Source organism: Gordonia sp. DT219, assembly GCF_049847065.1.
GTDB lineage: Bacteria > Actinomycetota > Actinomycetes > Mycobacteriales > Mycobacteriaceae > Gordonia.
The window spans coordinates 48,108-64,685 of the sequence record NZ_JBNCNR010000002.1; the positions used below are offsets into that span (position 1 = coordinate 48,108).

A 16,578-nucleotide genomic window follows, 5' to 3' on the forward strand; every position below is an offset into this window, starting at 1 on the left:
CAGTAAGTTACTGGCAAGTATCATTTGACGGACGGTCCATGCGACCCAAGCATGTGCCCATCCGAGTGCTTCTTAGGTCAGCCTTGGCAGCGCTTGGGTGTATTCAGCAATTACGGTTACCCGTAACCGACGTCGGACCCCGCGCACGTCAGCCCGCGCCGCAGGGTCTCGTGACAATCAGAGAGGGGCCGTGACGCCGTGAATGCCACGACGATCACCATCGGCACTATTGCCGCGGTCATCAGCCTGTTCTGCTGGGCCTTGTTCCTGCGGGGCGTATGGACGATGATCCGTGCCATCGCGCAGGGTCAGCGCGTCGAGAGAGCGCGGTTCTGGCCTGTTCTGCCGCGACTGTGGACGATGCTCAAGGAGTTCGTCGGCCACACGCGGATGGTGAAATTCCGGACCGTCGGCTGGGCGCACTGGCTGGTCATGTTCGGCTTCCTGATCGGCGCGATCTTCTGGTTCGAGGCCTACGGACAGATCTTCGACCCCGAATTCCACTGGCCGGTGATCGGTGCATGGAACATCTACATCTTCGCCGACGAGGTGCTGGGACTGGGCACCGTCATCGGCATCCTCGTCCTGATGACGATCCGCCAGCTCAACCACCCCCGTCGGCCCGAACGGCTCTCGCGCTTTGCCGGGTCGCGCTTCGGCGCCGCGTACTTCGTCGAGTGGGTGGTGCTGCTCGAGGGCCTGGGCATGGTCTTCGTGAAGACCTTCAAGATCTCTTCCGGTATCGAGAACCCGCCCATCTGGACGTCGTTCTTCACCCACTACTTCGCGATGGCCTTCGACGGTTGGTCCGTGTATTGGGTCACGGTTGCGGCGGTCATCAAGCTGATGAGCGGCATGATCTGGCTCGCGGTGGTCGGCTCGAACATCGATTGGGGTGTCGCCTGGCACCGGTTTGCCGCGTTCTTCAACATCTATCTCAAGCGTGAGCAGGACGGCGGCGTCGCCCTCGGCCCGCTGAAGCCGATGATGAGTAATGGCCAGGTGCTCGACATGGAGTCCGCCGACCCCGACGTCGACGCCTTCGGTGCGGGCAAGGCCGAGGACTTCTCCTGGAAGGCCTGGCTGGACTTCAGCACGTGTACCGAGTGCGGTCGCTGCCAGAGCCAGTGCCCGGCATGGAACACCGGTAAGCCGTTGAGCCCCAAGCTGCTCATCATGTCCCTGCGCGACCATGCACAGGCCAAGGCGCCGTACCTGATCGCCGGCGGCCGCACCGACATGGGCGGCGACGAGGTCGGTCTCGTCGACGCCGACGGCAGACCCGACGAGGCCAAGCTCGCGAAGATCCCCGAGTCGGCCCGCGCCGAGGCCGCGCGCAAGCTGGTCGGCGAGTCGAAGGGTGCCCTCGGTGGCGGCGACGGCATCGTCGCCGACGACGAGTCGGGCATCAGCGTCTTCGATCCCGAGCAGCTCGGTGCGGTCATCGACACCGAGACCCTGTGGAGCTGCACCACGTGCGGTGCGTGCGTCGAGCAGTGCCCCGTCGACATCGAGCACGTCGACCACATCCTCGACATGCGCCGCTACCAGGTCCTCATCGAGTCGGACTTCCCGACCGAGCTCGCGGGCATGTTCAAGAACCTCGAGAACAAGGGCAACCCGTGGGGCCAGAACTCCTCGGCGCGCACCAACTGGATCGACGAGATCGACATCGAGATCCCGGTGTTCGGCCAGACCGTCGACTCGTTCGAGGGCTTCGAGTACCTGTTCTGGGTCGGCTGTGCCGGCGCCTACGAGGACCGCGCGAAGAAGACCACCAAGGCCGTCGCCGAACTGCTCGACATCGCCGCGGTGAACTTCCTGGTGCTCGGCGAGGGCGAGACCTGCACCGGCGACCCGGCACGCCGCGCGGGCAACGAATTCCTGTTCCAGATGCTGGCGCAGCAGAACATCGAGACGATCGGCGAGGTCTTCGCGACCGCGCCACAGCAACGCAAGAAGATCGTCGTCACCTGTGCGCACTGCTTCAACGCACTCGGCAACGAGTACCCCCAGTTGGGTGCGAAATATGAAGTGGTGCATCACACCCAGCTACTGAACCGGCTGGTGCGCGACAAACGTCTGGTGCCCGTGTCCCCGCTCGGTGAGGGCGTGACCTATCACGACCCCTGCTACCTCGGCCGCCACAACAAGGTCTATGACGCCCCGCGTGAGCTGATGGCCGCGTCCGGCTCGAATCTGCGCGAGATGCCCCGACACGGCGAACGGTCCATGTGCTGCGGTGCCGGTGGCGCCCGGATGTGGATGGAAGAGCAGATCGGCAAGCGCATCAACATCGATCGCGTCGACGAGGCGCTCGACACATTAGGCGCCGGGAACACCGATGGCGGTGAGGCACCGCAGAAGGTGGCCACCGGCTGCCCGTTCTGTCGCGTGATGCTCACCGACGGTGTGACCGCACGGACCTCGGGTACCGAGAACGAGGGCAAGGTCGAGGTCGTCGACGTCGCCCAGTTGGTGCTCGAATCGGTCAAGCGGGGCGCACCCGAGGTCACCCGCGGTGGTCGATTCCTCGGCCCGACGCCGAAGGCCGCACCGGAACCGGAGCCCGAACCCGAGAAGGTCCCAGCCGCTGCTGCCGCGACCGCGACCGCCGGTGCCGCCACCGAGGCGAAGCCGAAGCCCAAGGTCGGACTCGGCATGAAGGGCGGCAAGAAGCCCGGCGCCACCGCGAATGCTGCACCGGCGGAGGCAGCTGCACCGGCTGAAGCCGAAAAGAAGCCCGCCGCCAAGGGATTCGGCATGAAGGGCGGCAAGAAGCCCGGCGTCACCGCGAGTGCTGCACCGGCGCAGGCGGCCGCACCGGCTGAGGCAGCTGCACCGACTGAGGCCGAAAAGAAGCCCGCCGCCAAGGGATTCGGCATGAAGGGCGGCAAGAAGCCGGGCGCCACGGCAAAGTCCGCGGCACCCGCTCCGGCCGAGCAGGAATCGTCACCGGCGGTCGAAGAGGCCGTCAGCGAGACCACTCGTCCGGAGGCCCCAGGGCCGGAGACCGCTGGGCCGGAGAAGAAGCCTGCGGCAAAGGGTTTCGCGATGGGATCGGGTAAGCGCCCGGGCATGAAGAAGCCCGGTGGCGGGGTCACACCCAATGCGGCCGCACCCGACGCCGGGGTGACCGCACCCGCCGAGAACAAGGTCGACGAGGCGGAGTCCGCACCCGAGGCCACACCGACCGCCGACACGGAATCCGCCGAGGCAGCCGCGACGCCGAGCGCACCGGCGGCCACCGAGGCGACCACGGCCAAGGCCAAGGGGTTCGGCATGGCCGCAGGCAAGAAGCGCCCCGGCGCCAAGCCCGCAGCAGCCGCGCCGAGCACGCCCGCAGAGTCGTCGACACCCACCGAGACGACGGCCCCCGCCGAGACGTCGAGCGCGCCCGAGCCGGCCACGGACGAGGCCTCGGCAACGGATGAGGCCCCGGCAACGGAGTCGCACGCTTCGGCGACGGAGCCGCAGGCCTCAGGCACCGCCGACGACCGGACCGTCAACGAGACCGGCACCTCGAAGGCGAAGGGATTCGGTCTGGCCGCGGGCAAGAAGCGGCCGGGCCACCGTTCCTGACGGCGTCGTCCGACAACCGATATCCGTGAGCCCGCCCGGTCGCACCGGGCGGGCTCACCGCTTTCCCGGACATCGACGACGGACCCGCCGCGAGGCCGAATTAATCGGGTTGCCCACGGCTGCGACAATTGACCCCGTGAGTAGGCCTTACGTATCCCACCAGAACCAGAACCTCAAGCCGCTGGAGCAGTCCCAGAAACTGCAGAACGTGTGCTACGAGATCAGGGGTCCGGTGCATGCACACGCAGCACGGCTGGAGGCCGACGGCCATCGGATCATGAAGCTCAACATCGGCAATCCGGCGCTGTTCGGCTTCGAGGCCCCCGACGTCATCATGCGCGACATGATCCATGCGCTGCCCTACTCGCAGGGCTACTCGGAGTCGGCGGGCGTGCTCTCCGCCCGCCGCGCGGTGGTGACCCGCTACGAGCTCATCCCCGACTTCCCGTACTTCGACGTCGACGACGTCCTCCTCGGCAACGGGGTCTCCGAACTCATCACCATGACAACGCAGGCACTGCTCAACGACGGCGACGAAGTCCTCATCCCGACGCCCGACTACCCGCTGTGGACGGCGATGACCTCGCTGGCCGGTGGCCGCCCGGTGCACTACCGATGCGACGAATCCAACGGCTGGAATCCCGACATCGAGGACGTCGAGTCGAAGATCACCGACCGCACCAAGGCGATCGTCATCATCAACCCGAACAATCCGACGGGCGCCGTCTACTCCCGCGACGTCCTCGAGAAACTCGCCGACATCGCGCGCCGCCATTCGCTGCTGATCCTCGCCGACGAGATCTACGACAAGATCCTCTACGACGACGCCGAGCACATCAACATCGCCTCACTCGCGCCGGACCTGCTGTGCCTCACCTTCAACGGGCTGTCCAAGGCGTACCGGGTATGTGGCTACCGGGCCGGCTGGGTCGTGCTCACCGGACCCAGGGACCATGCGCAGGGCTTCATCGAGGGCCTCGGCATCCTCGCCTCGACGCGCTTGTGCTCCAACGTCCCCGGCCAGCACGCCATCCAGGTGGCCCTCGGCGGGTATCAGAGCATCGACGCACTCGTCCATCCCGGCGGACGTCTGTACGAACAACGCAACGTGACCTGGGAAAAGCTCAACGAGATCCCCGGCGTCAGCTGCGTGAAGCCGAGCGGCGCCCTCTACGCGTTCCCTCGTCTGGACCCCGAGGTCCATGAAATCCACGACGACGAGCGGTTCGTCCAGGACCTACTGCTGCAGGAGAAGATCCTCGTCGTGCAGGGCACCGGCTTCAACCTCGACGACCACAACCACTTCCGCATCGTCACCCTGCCGTGGGCGCGTGAGCTCGGTGAGGCGATCGAGCGGATCGGCAACTTCCTCGCCTCGTACCGCCAATAGCCGGGGAGTCCATCCCGCACACCACACCGGCATGTTCACGTAATCGCCACCCTATTCATGTAACCGTTGGTAACGTGTAACGTGCCCCCGGAGGCAACGACGCCCGGGAGCAAGGAGCCAGCGGTGATGTGGACACGTCGGATCGTGCGCAGCGGTGCGGTGGAACTCGCCGTTTTCGAGGCCACCCGGCATGTAGATGGCCCGGAGACCTCGTCCGGCGCCGACCTGCCGACCGTCCTGCTCGTCCATGGCTGGCCCGACACCCACGTCGTATGGGACGACGTCGCCGCCGACCTGTCGCGCGATGCGCGCGTCTTCGCCTATGACACCCGCGGGATGGGCGACAGCAACCGTCCGCAGCCGGTGTCGGCGTATCGGATCGAGAATCTCGCCGACGACCTCTTCGCCGTCGCAGATGCCATCGCCCCCGATACCCGCGTGCACGTCGTCGCCCACGACTGGGGCTCCATCCAAAGCTGGGAGGCGGTCTCGCGCAGCGGGGCGCACACCCGGATCGCGTCGTTCACCTCGATCTCGGGCCCGAGTCTCGATCAGGTGGGCGCGCTGTTGCGCCACAACATCACTCATCCGACGCCGCGCAATCTGGGCACCAGCCTCGCCCAACTGGTCAGTTCGACTTACACCTGGTTCTTCCACGTACCGGTGATTCCGCGGCTGTTCCTGGGAGTGCTCGGCACGCCGCAGGTCTGGCGCAGCTTCTTGCACCTCATGGATGGCACCCCTCGTCAGGCGATCACCACCGGCCCCACGTTACGTCGGGACATGATCTCCGGAGTGCGGTACTACCGTGCCAATATCCTTCGGCGCCTGCTCTTTCCGGCGCCCCGAACCGTGTCGGTGCCGGTTCTCGAACTCCTCAACACCCGCGACTTCGCGATCCGCCCCGCGACCTTCGCAACCACCCACCGCTACGCGTCCCGGCTCTGGCGGCGCGATTCCGCGACCGGCCATTGGTTGCCGGCGACCCACCCACGCTACGTTGCGGAGAACGTCCGCAACTTCATCGGGACCATCGACGCGAATCGTGCGGTGCCCGAAAGCTTCTCCCGCACGCGACGTTTCGGCCCGGGGCAGGTGTTCTCCGGGCGACTCGCGGTGGTCACCGGCGCAGGCAGCGGCATCGGCCGCGAGACCGCTCGCGCACTCGCGGAGCTGGGCTGCGACGTCGTGCTCGCCGACGTCGATATCGCCGGCGCACATGAGACCGCTCGTCTGTGCAAGGAAAGCGGCTCTGCGCCGGCGGTTTACCCGCTCGACGTGGCCGACACCGCCGCCTACGCCGAGTTCGCCGAGACGGTGCAGCGCACCCACGGCGTCCCCGACATCCTGGTCAACAACGCCGGGATCGGGCTTTCCGGTGCGTCCCTTGATGCCACCGACGATCAAGTCGACCGGCTACTGGCAATCGACCTGCGTGGCGTGATCACCGGATGTCGCGAGTTCGGCCGTCAGATGGTCCGACGCGGAACCGGCGGGCACATCGTCAATCTAGCGTCGGCGGCGGTCTTTACGCCGCAACGCGGGCTGGGTATCTACGCGGCGGCCAAGGCCGGTGTCCTGAGCTATTCCGAATCGCTGCGCGGCGAGCTGGCCGAGCATCACATCGGCGTCAGCGCCATCTGTCCCGGGCTCATCGACACGCCGATCGTGGCCACCTCGGAGATCGCCGGCCTCGACGCCGATGCGCAGTTCGGTGAGCAGACGCGCCTCGCCGAGTTGTATCGGCGGCGTGGCTTCACCCCCGACAAGGTGGCCGCTCAGATCGTCGACGCCATCCGCGCCGACAAGGCCGTGGTGCCGGTTGCACCGGAGGCCCAGATCGCCTATCGCGTCCATCGTTTCACCCCATGGATCTCGCGCATCGCGGCCCGCCGGCAGGTCGTCGCCGCGGCGCGTCAGTAAAGGAGCGATCATGCACGCATCTGCCCATTCCATCGGCGATTCCCGTGAACCCGCCGACCTCGACGGCTCCGATCCGGGCCCGGTCGAACTGCACGCCCGCAATGTGGTGTTCGACTGGGCGCACACCCCGCTGCACTGGATTCCCGGTCATCCGGTGGCGTCGAACTTCGTCAGCGTCCTCAATCTCCTACTGCCCGAGGGGGAACGCTGGTTCGTCCAGACCTTCAACGAGGCACTGCCGCTGGTGCACGATGACGAACTCGCCGCCACCATGCGCGGGTTCATCGGTCAGGAGGCGATGCACGCCGAAGCACACGACCACGTGCTCTGGGAGTTCCTCGACAGGCACGGGATCGATCCGCGGCCGTTCTGCCTGCAGATGGAGTGGATATTTCGGAAGCTCCTGGGCCCCATGGCCACAGGGACTGCGACAGCCCGTCGCAAGCACCTCGTCGAACGGTTATGGCTCATCGCCGCACTCGAGCACTACACCGCGATTCTTGGCGACTTCGCGCTCAACAACACCTGGACCGAGCACGGGGCCGACCCGGCGATGGCCGACCTGTTCACGTGGCACGGCGCCGAAGAAGTCGAACACCGTGCGGTGGCACACGAGGTCGCCATCTACTTCGGCGACGGCTACCTGCGCCGCGGGCGTGCCATGCTGGTGGCACTTCCGGTGTTGCTGATCTTGATCTCTCGCGGCTTCCGCTTCATCATGACCTCGGATCGAACCATCGACTACAACTTCTTCCAGCGTCGGTACCACTATTTGCGCGGGGTACGCGCCGGTGTGCTGCCCAAGCTCTGGAAGGTCGTCCTGGCGACGTTCAGCTACTTCCGGCCCGGTTTCCATCCGAACGAGATCGGCTCCACCGCACAGGCTGTCGCCTATCTCGCGGCCTCACCCGCCGCCCGCAACGCGAGCTGAACCAGGAGCCCGAATGAATCAGCGCGCACATCCGCATACGACCACCCTCACCTCCCCGCCGCCGCAACTCTACGGCCGGTGGCGCCACGATCCTCTGCTCACCGTGGGCACCGCGATCTCGAAGATCTGGTGGCCTGCCTGGCGTCCGTTCTCGCCGCTGCGGACGACCCCCGCCGATGACGGCACCACGACCTTGCAGATTGTCGGACGCGAAGTGGTCGCCGAGGACGAGAACGTCGTCGCACTCACTCTCGCCGCCCCCGACGGCGGTCTGCTGCACCGCTGGCACGCCGGCGCACATCTGGATCTGCTGCTGCCGTCGGGCCGGATGCGTGAATACTCGCTCTGCGGCGACCCGGCCGACCAGCACACCTACCGCATCGCCATCCGGCGCATTCCCAACGGCGGCGGTGGCTCCGTCGAGGTACATGACACGCTTCGCGTCGGCGATATGGTCTCGATCAAGGGACCGCGCAACGCTTTTCCGATCTCGCTGCCCGGCCACGGATCGCCGGCGACGAAGCTGCGCTTCATCGCCGCGGGCATCGGCATCACCCCGATCCTGCCGATGCTCGCCGCCGCCGAACGATTCGGGCTCGACTGGTCGATGATCTACACCGGGCGCTCCACCGACTCGATTCCGTTCCGCGACGAGGTGGCCCGATTCGGCGACAAGGTCACCATCCGCACCGACGACGCCGCCGGCCTGCCGTCGATGGAAGAGCTGCTCGGAGAGGTCGATCCCCGCACCGGCCGGGCACCGTCGGGTCTGGCCGTGTACTGCTGCGGCCCGGTCCCGATGCTGGAGAGCCTGCGGCGCCATCTCGCCGATCGACCCGACATCGAATTGCACTACGAGCGGTTCAGTCCGCCCCCGGTCGAGAACGGCCGCGAATTCACCGCCACCATCGCCTCGACCGGCGCCCAGATCACCGTCGGCGCCGACGAAACGCTGCTGGCCGCACTACGGCGCGAGATTCCGTCTGTGCCGTACTCCTGCCGCCAGGGCTTCTGCGGTACCTGCAAACTCGGCACTCTTGCCGGCGAAGTCGATCACCGGGACAACACGCTGACCGAACCCGAACGGGCGTCCGGTGCGATCCTCACCTGCGTCTCACGCGCCCGCGGAGATCACCTCACGCTGGACCTCTGATCACCGACCTGACGCGGCTGACTGCGCCGTTGCCGCGAGAGCCCGGACCGCGGAGGTCATCAGTGCTCGATGGGTCCGGAGGCGACCTTTGGACCACGGTTCGCCAGATGCATGTGCACGTAGGGCAGGCGAGGCCGCGGGCCACGCGGTGACCAGCCCCAGCATGAGCGCAAGCACGTCGGCGCCCGACGGGCCGTATCGGTCGCTGAGGGCCGTCACCTTCGGAGCGTAAGTGCGCACCTCGGCGTCGGTGGCCTCCGGGCGCTCCAGTCCTGCCCAAGTGATCAATCGCAGAATGGATGGGTCCGCCATCATATAGTCGAACAGCGCACCGGCGTATCCCGGGAGATCATCAAGCGTAAAGGGCACATTCTCGGATATGGCCAACAGCGCTTGGGCCACAACGAGGTCGAACAGTTCTTCCTTAGGACCGAAATGGACGTATATCGAGCGTTTGTTGGCTCGAGCATCGGCCGCGATCCGGTCGACTCGTGCTCCGGCCAAGCCATACCGGGAGAATTCCTTGTCGGCCGCGACGAGGATTCGGCGCTTCGTATCAGTGGCGTCAGGCGGCATATCCTCCACGTTACAACGTAACTATCTGGTTATTGACAGTCCGGGACCCGGCGTGCCAGACTCGTCGTGTAAATAACTAGATAGATACTCTCTGATGAGGGAGTTCTCTTGCCACACACCACGCACGCCTCTCGGGCAGCAGAGGTGTCTTCGTAGACGACGCTCAGGAGCGTGATCGAATGGCCGTGAGTATCGAGCACAAGTCGCAGCGAAGCCCCCAGTTCCTCGATCTGCGCCGGCTGCATCAGTTCGTCACCGCAGTCGAATCCCCGAATCTTCGAGTCGCCGCCACCGAACTCTTCGTGACCCAGCAGGGCCTCTCGTCGTCCCTTCGCCAACTCGAAGCCGACCTCGGCGTCGAATTGTTCTCCCGCTCCGGGCGTCACCTGCGCCCCTCGGAGGCCGGACGAGAACTCTATCGTCGCGCCCCGGCGCTACTCGCCGTCGGACAACAGACCATCGCGGCCATACACCGTGCCATCGAACGGGCACCACGGCCTTTCGTCATCGGCCATACGCCCGCCGTCGCCGGTGAAGAAGTATTCGACCTGGTCGAGCCAACGCTTGCCGGTATGGGGTCTCAGTCGTTCAAGTTCGTGCAGGTGTCCCCGGAGAACATCCGCCAGCGACTCCTCGACGGCACCATCGACGTGGCGATCCGCCGGGCAATCGGCCATTCTCTCGACCTCGCGACGACTGTCGTGGCCCATCACACGCTCCGGCTGGCAGTGTCGGTCCGCCATGAGTTGGCCGGCGCGTCGGCCGTATCGATCGCCGAGCTGGCCGGCTACCCCATAGTCATGTGGGGTCCGGAACGCCACTCTTCCTACACCGACTACTTGATATCCCTATGCCATCGGGAGGGACTCCGTCCCGATCTGGTGATCAATCCGATCGAGGGGGCATCACCGTCGACGGCGGTGGCTGCGTCTGACACCGCGTGCACCTTCGTCACATCTCAGAGCGGCACCGCTCTCGGCGGACGCGTGCAGGTTATCGACTTCACCGAGCCCCATCTGGTTCCGATGCAGGCAGTCTGGTTGCCGCACACGGTATCTCCGGTGAGAGATCTCCTACTCACAGGGGCGCCGACCTCACCCACGACCCGTAATGGCACCGCGAGGTGCCCCCGCGAGATCCACAACCGCTGTTTGTGAGTGATCAGATTCTTCCTGTACCCACGCTCGAATGTCGGTGTGGTTTGATCTGCGAATCCGCTGGGGCCCAGTTTTTTTCGCGCTTTCTTGTCGGTAGGTCACCGATCGGCACCGAAGTGGCCGACCTTGCCCGCCAGGTCTTTACTTGATAGTAAATCTCTGACAGCTACGCCACGTCCGGCGTGAACCAGTCAGCACCGCGACGGCCTCGGGCACCGATCGTGCACCGCGTCGACGTAGTTCAGGAGCGTGAGAGATTGAGCGCGAGTGGTGAGTACAACTCGCGACGAAACCCGCGGTTCCTCGACCTTCGCCGGTTGCACCAATTCGTCACCGCGGTCGAATCCCCGAATCTCCGGATTGCCGCCGCCGAACTCTTCGTGACCCAGCAGGGCCTCTCGTCGTCTCTTCGCCAGCTCGAAGCCGACCTCGGTGTCGAATTGTTCTCCCGCTCCGGGCGCCACCTCCGACCTTCGGAGGCCGGGCGAGAGCTCTATCGCCGCGCACCCGCGCTGCTCGCCGGCGGACAACAGACGATCGAGGCCGTGCATCGCGCCATCGAGGAGACGCCACGGCCTTTCGTCATCGGCCACACCCCGGCCATCGTCGGTGAAGAAGTGTTCGAGCTGATCGAACCCGCGCTCGCCACCGTGGGAACGCAGCCGTTCAAGATCGTGCAGGTATCGCCGGAGAACATTCGCCAAGAACTCCTCGACGGCGACATCGACCTGGCTATCCGCCGAGCCATCGACCATTCACTCGACCTCGCGACGACAGTCGTGGCCCACCACACGCTTCGGCTGGCGGTATCCGTGCGCCATCCCCTGGCTGCCGCGTCCGCGGTCAAGATCTCCGACCTGGCCGGCTACCCGATCATCATGTGGGGCCCGGAACACCATTCCTTCTACACCGACTACGTGACGGCACTTTGTCACCGAGAGGGTCTTTACCCCGATCTGGTGACCAATCCCATCGAGGGCGCACCACCGTCGACGGCGGTGGCGACATCGGATACCGCATGCACATTTGTCACCTGCCCCAGCGGCACCGCTCTCGGCGGCCGGGTACGGGTCATCGATTTCACCGAACCCCACCAGGTTCCGATGCAAGCCGTCTGGTTGCCGCACACGGTCTCCCCGGTGAGAGATCTGCTACTCACCAAGGAGACGTGAGCATTCGGATATCGATGAACCAGAGAAAATTGTCAACGCACAGAATTCGCTTGTGATCCCAGGTTGCGCCCACCCGTGCATCGACACTCGGGAGACGTTGCACATCAATGCCTTCCCCAGGCATTACCGTCGACGCTGGACAGTCTGGGAAAACCTCGAAGGAAATGGAGACCGGCCGTGATCGGATCCCAGAAATCACATCGGGAGTGCCGATGACGAACCCTGTCGGAGCGCGAGTGATCACACCCGCCGCCGCCATTGCCTTTCGGGCCGGGGTCGAACGTCTGGCCGCAGCGATCGACGGGTGCCCGACCGGCGTCGAGGATTCGCTGATCCGGCGCGAACTCTCGGAGCCGGATCTGTACGGCATCGTCGGGCAGTTCTCCGACGCGGACTTCCGGATCGACGAACTCGTCGAGGCCGCGCGCAGGTTCCGACCCACCGACAACTCGACCGCGTCGACCACCGCAGCCATGGTCAAGGTGCAGTTGCTCTCGATGCTCGACGCCGTCTGGTGCGCGGGCCACTCGCCCTATGCCACCGACGAGGAGGTCCGAAGCGCCACCGATCTCGTCGACCTCGTCGCCGCCCGCTGCCGCGGCGAACTGCGGTTCGACTTCCGCGTCCAGATCTATGACCGCCCCCGACGGGTGGTGCGGGCCGCCGACCGCCGCCTTCTCTCGGGGCGTTCTCCCCGCACCATCGGGATGCGTCTTCCGTATGCGCGGCCGGCGATGGTGTCGCTGCTCAACTCGATCGCCGACGACTTCGCATCGGCATGCCCACGAGCACCGCGACTGTGGGTCAACAGCACGGTGCGCAGTGCGTCGTATCAGAAGGACATGCGCAGCGCGGGTTACCTTGCGGTGTCGGGAAGCTCGCACTGCGTCGGGTGGGCCGCCGATATCGAGATGGCCTGGATGGCCGCGCGCGGACACGCCGACGTACTCGCCGCGATCCTGACGAGCCGCGCCGCGACGGGCCGCGTCAACGTCATCGACGAAGGACAGGCGTGGCACCTCTGCCTTGACCCCGACCCGCTTCGACCCGAAAGTCCTTGACAATGTGCGGAATTGCTCTCATCGTAGGTGACCATTCATCTGCCGCGGATTCCACGCTGCTCGACGTCATCGTCACGCAAATTGTGCATCGCGGCGAGGTCACCGAGACCTACCACCGCCCCGGCCTTGCGGCGGCCACCCGGCGGCTCCCCATCGTCGACCGCGCCCATGGGATTCAGCCGTGGCGAGAAGGCGACCTGACCCTGTGCTACAACGGCGAGCTCTACAACACTGCCGAGCTGAGCACCGCGCTGCGCCGCGAATCGGTGGCGCCGGACACGGATTCGGACACCGAGGTCGTCGCCAAGGCATTCCGTGTGTGGCGCGAAGATGCCGTCGACCGGCTCGAGGGCGAGTTCGCGTTCGCCGTGGTCGAAGGTGATCGCGTCTACGTGGCACGCGATCCGCTCGGCGTGAAACCTCTCTACTTCGCCATCTCCGACGGTCGGGTACACCTCTGCTCGGAGATCAAGGGGCTGCTCGCGATCGGCGCATCGATCCACGAGGTCCCCGCCGGGCACCACGGGTGGATCACCGCGAGCGGACCTCGGCTTCGACCGTATTTCGATGTCGAGGAGCAATCCGCGATCGGCGCGGCACGGGAATTCACCGATACCCCTACGGCGATCGATGCCGTCCATGATGCGGTCAGCGCCGCCGTCGACTCCCGCCTACAGACGGATCTTCCTGTCGCCGTGGTTCTCTCGGGAGGACTCGATTCCAGCATCGTCGCCGCCCATGTGGCCCGGACACACCCCGGCAGCACCGCATTCACCATCGGCACCCCCGACAGTCCCGACATCGACTACGCCGCCCGCGTCGCACGCGACCTCGGGCTGGCGCATCGGGTGATCACCGTACGTCCCCGTGACATCTCGCGCGCCGACGTGGCCCACGCCGTCCGGAATTCCGAGCTGACCGAATACGGCGACATCATCAACGCGGTCATCTCCGAGCGCCTCTTCGCCGCCATCCACGAAGCCGGCATCAAGGTGGCGATCGGCGGCGACTGCTCCGACGAACTCTTCGGCGGATACCCGATGTACGACACGGTGCCCACGGATCAGCGTCGAGAGTTGTTCGCGCACAAGCTGGGCAACCTGTCCCGCACCGAACTCCAGCGGGTCGATCGTTCGGCGATGGCTTCGACAGTGGAGATGCGCGTGCCCTTTCTCGATCGCCGCGTCGTGACCACCGCGCTGCGCGTACCGGTGTCGATGAAGGTGCGCGACGGCGTCGAGAAATGGGTGCTGCGTCGGGCATTCGAAAACGAGCTTCCCGACTATGTCATCGCCCGCCCCAAGCACGGCCTCTCCTACTCCTCGGGGCTGCATGACCGCGTGCGTCTGTACAAGCCGCTGATCCCGGCCGCCTACCGCAAGTGCGGCTACGACGCGCATGCACCGCTGCGGCGAGACTTCGACGTCGCCCTGGCCGCGGCCGGCAATGACCTGCGCGCAGCCCGTTCGGGGCGCTCGCTGTTCGATGACCACACGATGTTCGAACGCGGCAAGGATCTCGCCGGCGCACTCCGGTGGAATCTCACCGGAGCGTTGCGCAGCGTGCGGAAGTGAGCTGTCCCGGTATGCTCGACCCCGGGACAGGAAGTCTCTGTGCGGCAGTACGTTTAATGAAACACTATCGAGGCGGAATGTCCGTCGGTTGACCCAATTCGTCGGCGAGAGTGGCAATGAGGTGATCGACCTTGTTGTACAGGATGGCCAGTTGCTGCATCGCCGCGATCGCTTCGCCGGCGGTGAGGTCTGCGCTGATTGTGTGGCCGGCGAGTTGATCGACTATGCCCGCCAATTCCGCGGACAGCGCTGGCGAAGGTGTGGTGTCGTCGGTCATTAGCCCCCCTGGATGAACTTGCGATGGATCGAGCGTACCCAAAGACTTGTTCGGCGTGCAGGGGCCGGGATATTGATCCACAAGCACGGCGGTCAGTGTGGCCCGCTCGTGAACGGATGTCACAAAGCCATGCCGCCAGCGCTCTCCACCGCGTCGGCGACCTACTCGCGAACCCCCACGGCCTCGGTGGTATCGGACGTCTCCACCTCGGTGGTAGCCGATTCGCCACCGCGCGGCGCGCCCCGCAGCAGGGCTGCGGCGGCTACTGCGGCCGCGGCCGTGATACCCACGGCCACCCATACTGCCGAATGCAGGCCATCGACGAACACGTCTTGTATCGCGGCACGCATGGTGTCGGCGACCGCCGCCGGCGCCCGCTGCGCCACCTCGACACCCGCCATCACCGATTGACCGGCAATGTCGGTGGCATCACGTGGAACCCCCAGCGCACCAAGCCGATCCGTGACACCCGAGGCGTACACCGAGGTGAGAACGGAACCGAGGATCGCGACACCCAGGGTGCCGCCGACCTCACGCGTCGTGTCGTTGACGGCGCTGCCGGCACCGGCCTGCTCGGGTTTGAGGGCATCCATGATGAGCTGCGTACACGGGCCGGAGATGAACGCCAGACCCATCGCCATCAGCGTCATCGACCAGATGATGAGTTCCCAATAACCCGAAGTACGCGTGGCCAATTCGACCAGGGCGAAGCCGGTCGCCATCAGGGCCGCACCGGCCACCGCGACCGGACGCGCCGAAAAGCGGTGTGAGAGCGCCATGGCCACCGGCGAGAACACGGCCATCACCACGGCAAAGGGCAGCGTCCGCACGCCCGACCCGAGGGGACCGTAGCCCTTGACTGCCTGGAAGAACTGGGTGATGAGGAAGATGAAGCCGAACAGCGCGAAGAAGGCGACACTGATCATCGCGGCGGCAGTGGCGAAGTGACGATTGGCGAACAGTCGCACATCGATGATCGGATGGGAGATGACGAGCTGACGCCAGATGAACAGGCCGAGCAGGCTAACCGCGACGATCAGACCGCCGATGGTGCGCAGGTCGCCCCAACCGAAATTCGGGCCCTCGATCAGCGAGTAGACCAGCAGGCCCAGCCCGGTGATCGACAGCAGCAGTCCGACGACGTCGAGACGTGACACCGAGGTCGGCCGCGTCCCGGGGACGAATCCGAGAATGGCTGCGGCCGCGAGTATTCCCATCGGCAGGTTGACCCAGAACACCGAGGACCAACTGAAGTGCTCGAGCAGCCAGCCACCGAGGACCGGGCCGATCGCGACGGCCACACCCGACGTCGCCGCCCAGATACCCACCGCGGCAGCACGTTCACGGGGCTCGGTGAAGACGGTGACGATGATTGCCAGCGTCGCCGGGAACACCAGTGCCGCGAAGAGTCCGAGGCCGCCGCGTGCGGCGATCAGCTGACCCAGGGTCTGCGATTCCGCCGCGAGCACCGACACCGCAGCGAATCCGGCGATGCCGGTGAGCAGCATGCGGCGGTGCCCGTAGCGGTCGCCGAGATACCCACCGGTCACCAACAATCCGGCGAAGACGAGCGTGTAGGCGTCGACGATCCACTGCAGGCCGGAGATCCCGGCGTCGAGGTCACGCGACATGGTCGGCAATGCGACGTTGACGATCGTGTTGTCGATCATCACGAGAAGTTCTGCGAAGCAGAGGGCGCCCAGCGCCACCCAACGAGTACGCATCGTGCTGTTCCTTTCGGCGCTCGTGTCTGTAACAACGATCCACAGTTGTAGTACATCG

12 protein-coding genes are annotated in these 16,578 nt (G+C 65.7%); 9 read left to right on the forward strand and 3 right to left on the reverse strand.

The features are described from left to right. The first annotated feature begins 198 nt into the window (after nt 1–198). From ACPXB3_RS03610 to ACPXB3_RS03630, 5 genes are all read left to right on the forward strand, one after another. Entirely contained in the window at nt 199–3,582 is a 3,384-nt protein-coding gene (locus ACPXB3_RS03610) for a heterodisulfide reductase-related iron-sulfur binding cluster (protein ID WP_425706031.1), read from the forward strand. Between the two features lie 136 nt (nt 3,583–3,718). Beyond that, on the forward strand, nt 3,719–4,972 hold the full coding sequence (locus ACPXB3_RS03615; protein WP_425706030.1) for a pyridoxal phosphate-dependent aminotransferase: 1,254 nt from the start codon (nt 3,719–3,721) through the stop codon (nt 4,970–4,972). 126 nt (nt 4,973–5,098) lie between these two features. Then, nucleotides 5,099–6,895, forward strand: coding sequence for an SDR family oxidoreductase (locus tag ACPXB3_RS03620; protein WP_425726467.1), 1,797 nt, complete (start codon nt 5,099–5,101; stop codon nt 6,893–6,895). Between the two features lie 10 nt (nt 6,896–6,905). Then, nucleotides 6,906–7,826: a metal-dependent hydrolase gene (locus ACPXB3_RS03625; protein ID WP_425706028.1), complete on the forward strand. Its 921-nt coding sequence runs from the start codon at nt 6,906–6,908 to the stop codon at nt 7,824–7,826. A 13-nt stretch (nt 7,827–7,839) separates the two neighbouring features. Beyond that, a complete protein-coding gene (locus tag ACPXB3_RS03630) occupies nt 7,840–8,979 on the forward strand; it encodes a PDR/VanB family oxidoreductase (RefSeq protein ID WP_425706027.1) in 1,140 nt (379 codons plus the stop codon). Here the strand turns inward: ACPXB3_RS03630 and ACPXB3_RS03635 are convergent, their stop codons facing one another. Then, a complete protein-coding gene (locus ACPXB3_RS03635) occupies nt 8,980–9,555 on the reverse strand; it encodes a TetR family transcriptional regulator (RefSeq protein WP_425706026.1) in 576 nt (191 codons plus the stop codon). It abuts the gene before it with no gap. Between the two features lie 179 nt (nt 9,556–9,734). On the opposite strand from ACPXB3_RS03635, the gene ACPXB3_RS03640 reads away from it, so the two are divergent. The 4 genes from ACPXB3_RS03640 to ACPXB3_RS03655 all read left to right on the forward strand — a co-directional run bounded on the left by ACPXB3_RS03640 (nt 9,735) and on the right by ACPXB3_RS03655 (nt 14,519). Then, the gene (locus ACPXB3_RS03640; RefSeq protein WP_425706025.1) at nt 9,735–10,712 is read left to right on the forward strand and encodes a LysR family transcriptional regulator; all 978 of its coding nucleotides are present in this window, start codon (nt 9,735–9,737) and stop codon (nt 10,710–10,712) included. A gap of 257 nt (nt 10,713–10,969) precedes the next feature. Further along, the gene (locus ACPXB3_RS03645; RefSeq protein ID WP_425706024.1) at nt 10,970–11,884 is read left to right on the forward strand and encodes a LysR family transcriptional regulator; all 915 of its coding nucleotides are present in this window, start codon (nt 10,970–10,972) and stop codon (nt 11,882–11,884) included. 212 nt (nt 11,885–12,096) lie between these two features. Next, nucleotides 12,097–12,945, forward strand: coding sequence for a DUF5715 family protein (locus ACPXB3_RS03650; RefSeq protein ID WP_425706023.1), 849 nt, complete (start codon nt 12,097–12,099; stop codon nt 12,943–12,945). A 2-nt stretch (nt 12,946–12,947) separates the two neighbouring features. Further along, a complete protein-coding gene (locus tag ACPXB3_RS03655) occupies nt 12,948–14,519 on the forward strand; it encodes an asparagine synthetase B family protein (protein WP_425726469.1) in 1,572 nt (523 codons plus the stop codon). Nucleotides 14,520–14,583: 64 nt separating this feature from the next. On the opposite strand, the gene ACPXB3_RS03660 is transcribed toward ACPXB3_RS03655, so the two are convergent. Both ACPXB3_RS03660 and ACPXB3_RS03665 read right to left on the reverse strand, forming a co-directional pair. Further along, nucleotides 14,584–14,796 (reverse strand): hypothetical protein, encoded by a 213-nt coding sequence (locus ACPXB3_RS03660; RefSeq protein WP_425706021.1) that lies wholly within the window; start codon nt 14,794–14,796, stop codon nt 14,584–14,586. A 161-nt stretch (nt 14,797–14,957) separates the two neighbouring features. Then, the gene (locus ACPXB3_RS03665) at nt 14,958–16,520 is read right to left on the reverse strand and encodes a DHA2 family efflux MFS transporter permease subunit (RefSeq protein WP_425706020.1); all 1,563 of its coding nucleotides are present in this window, start codon (nt 16,518–16,520) and stop codon (nt 14,958–14,960) included. Between the last annotated feature and the right edge of the window lie 58 nt (nt 16,521–16,578).

Coding starts and splice junctions, on each gene's coding strand:
- ACPXB3_RS03620 (WP_425726467.1), top strand. CDS start 5,099: ATGTGGACACGTCGGATCGTGCGCAGCGGTGCGGTGGAACTCGCCGTT.
- ACPXB3_RS03625 (WP_425706028.1), top strand. CDS start 6,906: ATGCACGCATCTGCCCATTCCATCGGCGATTCCCGTGAACCCGCCGAC.
- ACPXB3_RS03630 (WP_425706027.1), top strand. CDS start 7,840: ATGAATCAGCGCGCACATCCGCATACGACCACCCTCACCTCCCCGCCG.
- ACPXB3_RS03635 (WP_425706026.1), bottom strand. CDS start 9,555: ATGCCGCCTGACGCCACTGATACGAAGCGCCGAATCCTCGTCGCGGCC.
- ACPXB3_RS03640 (WP_425706025.1), top strand. CDS start 9,735: ATGGCCGTGAGTATCGAGCACAAGTCGCAGCGAAGCCCCCAGTTCCTC.
- ACPXB3_RS03650 (WP_425706023.1), top strand. CDS start 12,097: ATGACGAACCCTGTCGGAGCGCGAGTGATCACACCCGCCGCCGCCATT.
- ACPXB3_RS03655 (WP_425726469.1), top strand. CDS start 12,948: ATGTGCGGAATTGCTCTCATCGTAGGTGACCATTCATCTGCCGCGGAT.
- ACPXB3_RS03660 (WP_425706021.1), bottom strand. CDS start 14,796: ATGACCGACGACACCACACCTTCGCCAGCGCTGTCCGCGGAATTGGCG.
- ACPXB3_RS03665 (WP_425706020.1), bottom strand. CDS start 16,520: ATGCGTACTCGTTGGGTGGCGCTGGGCGCCCTCTGCTTCGCAGAACTT.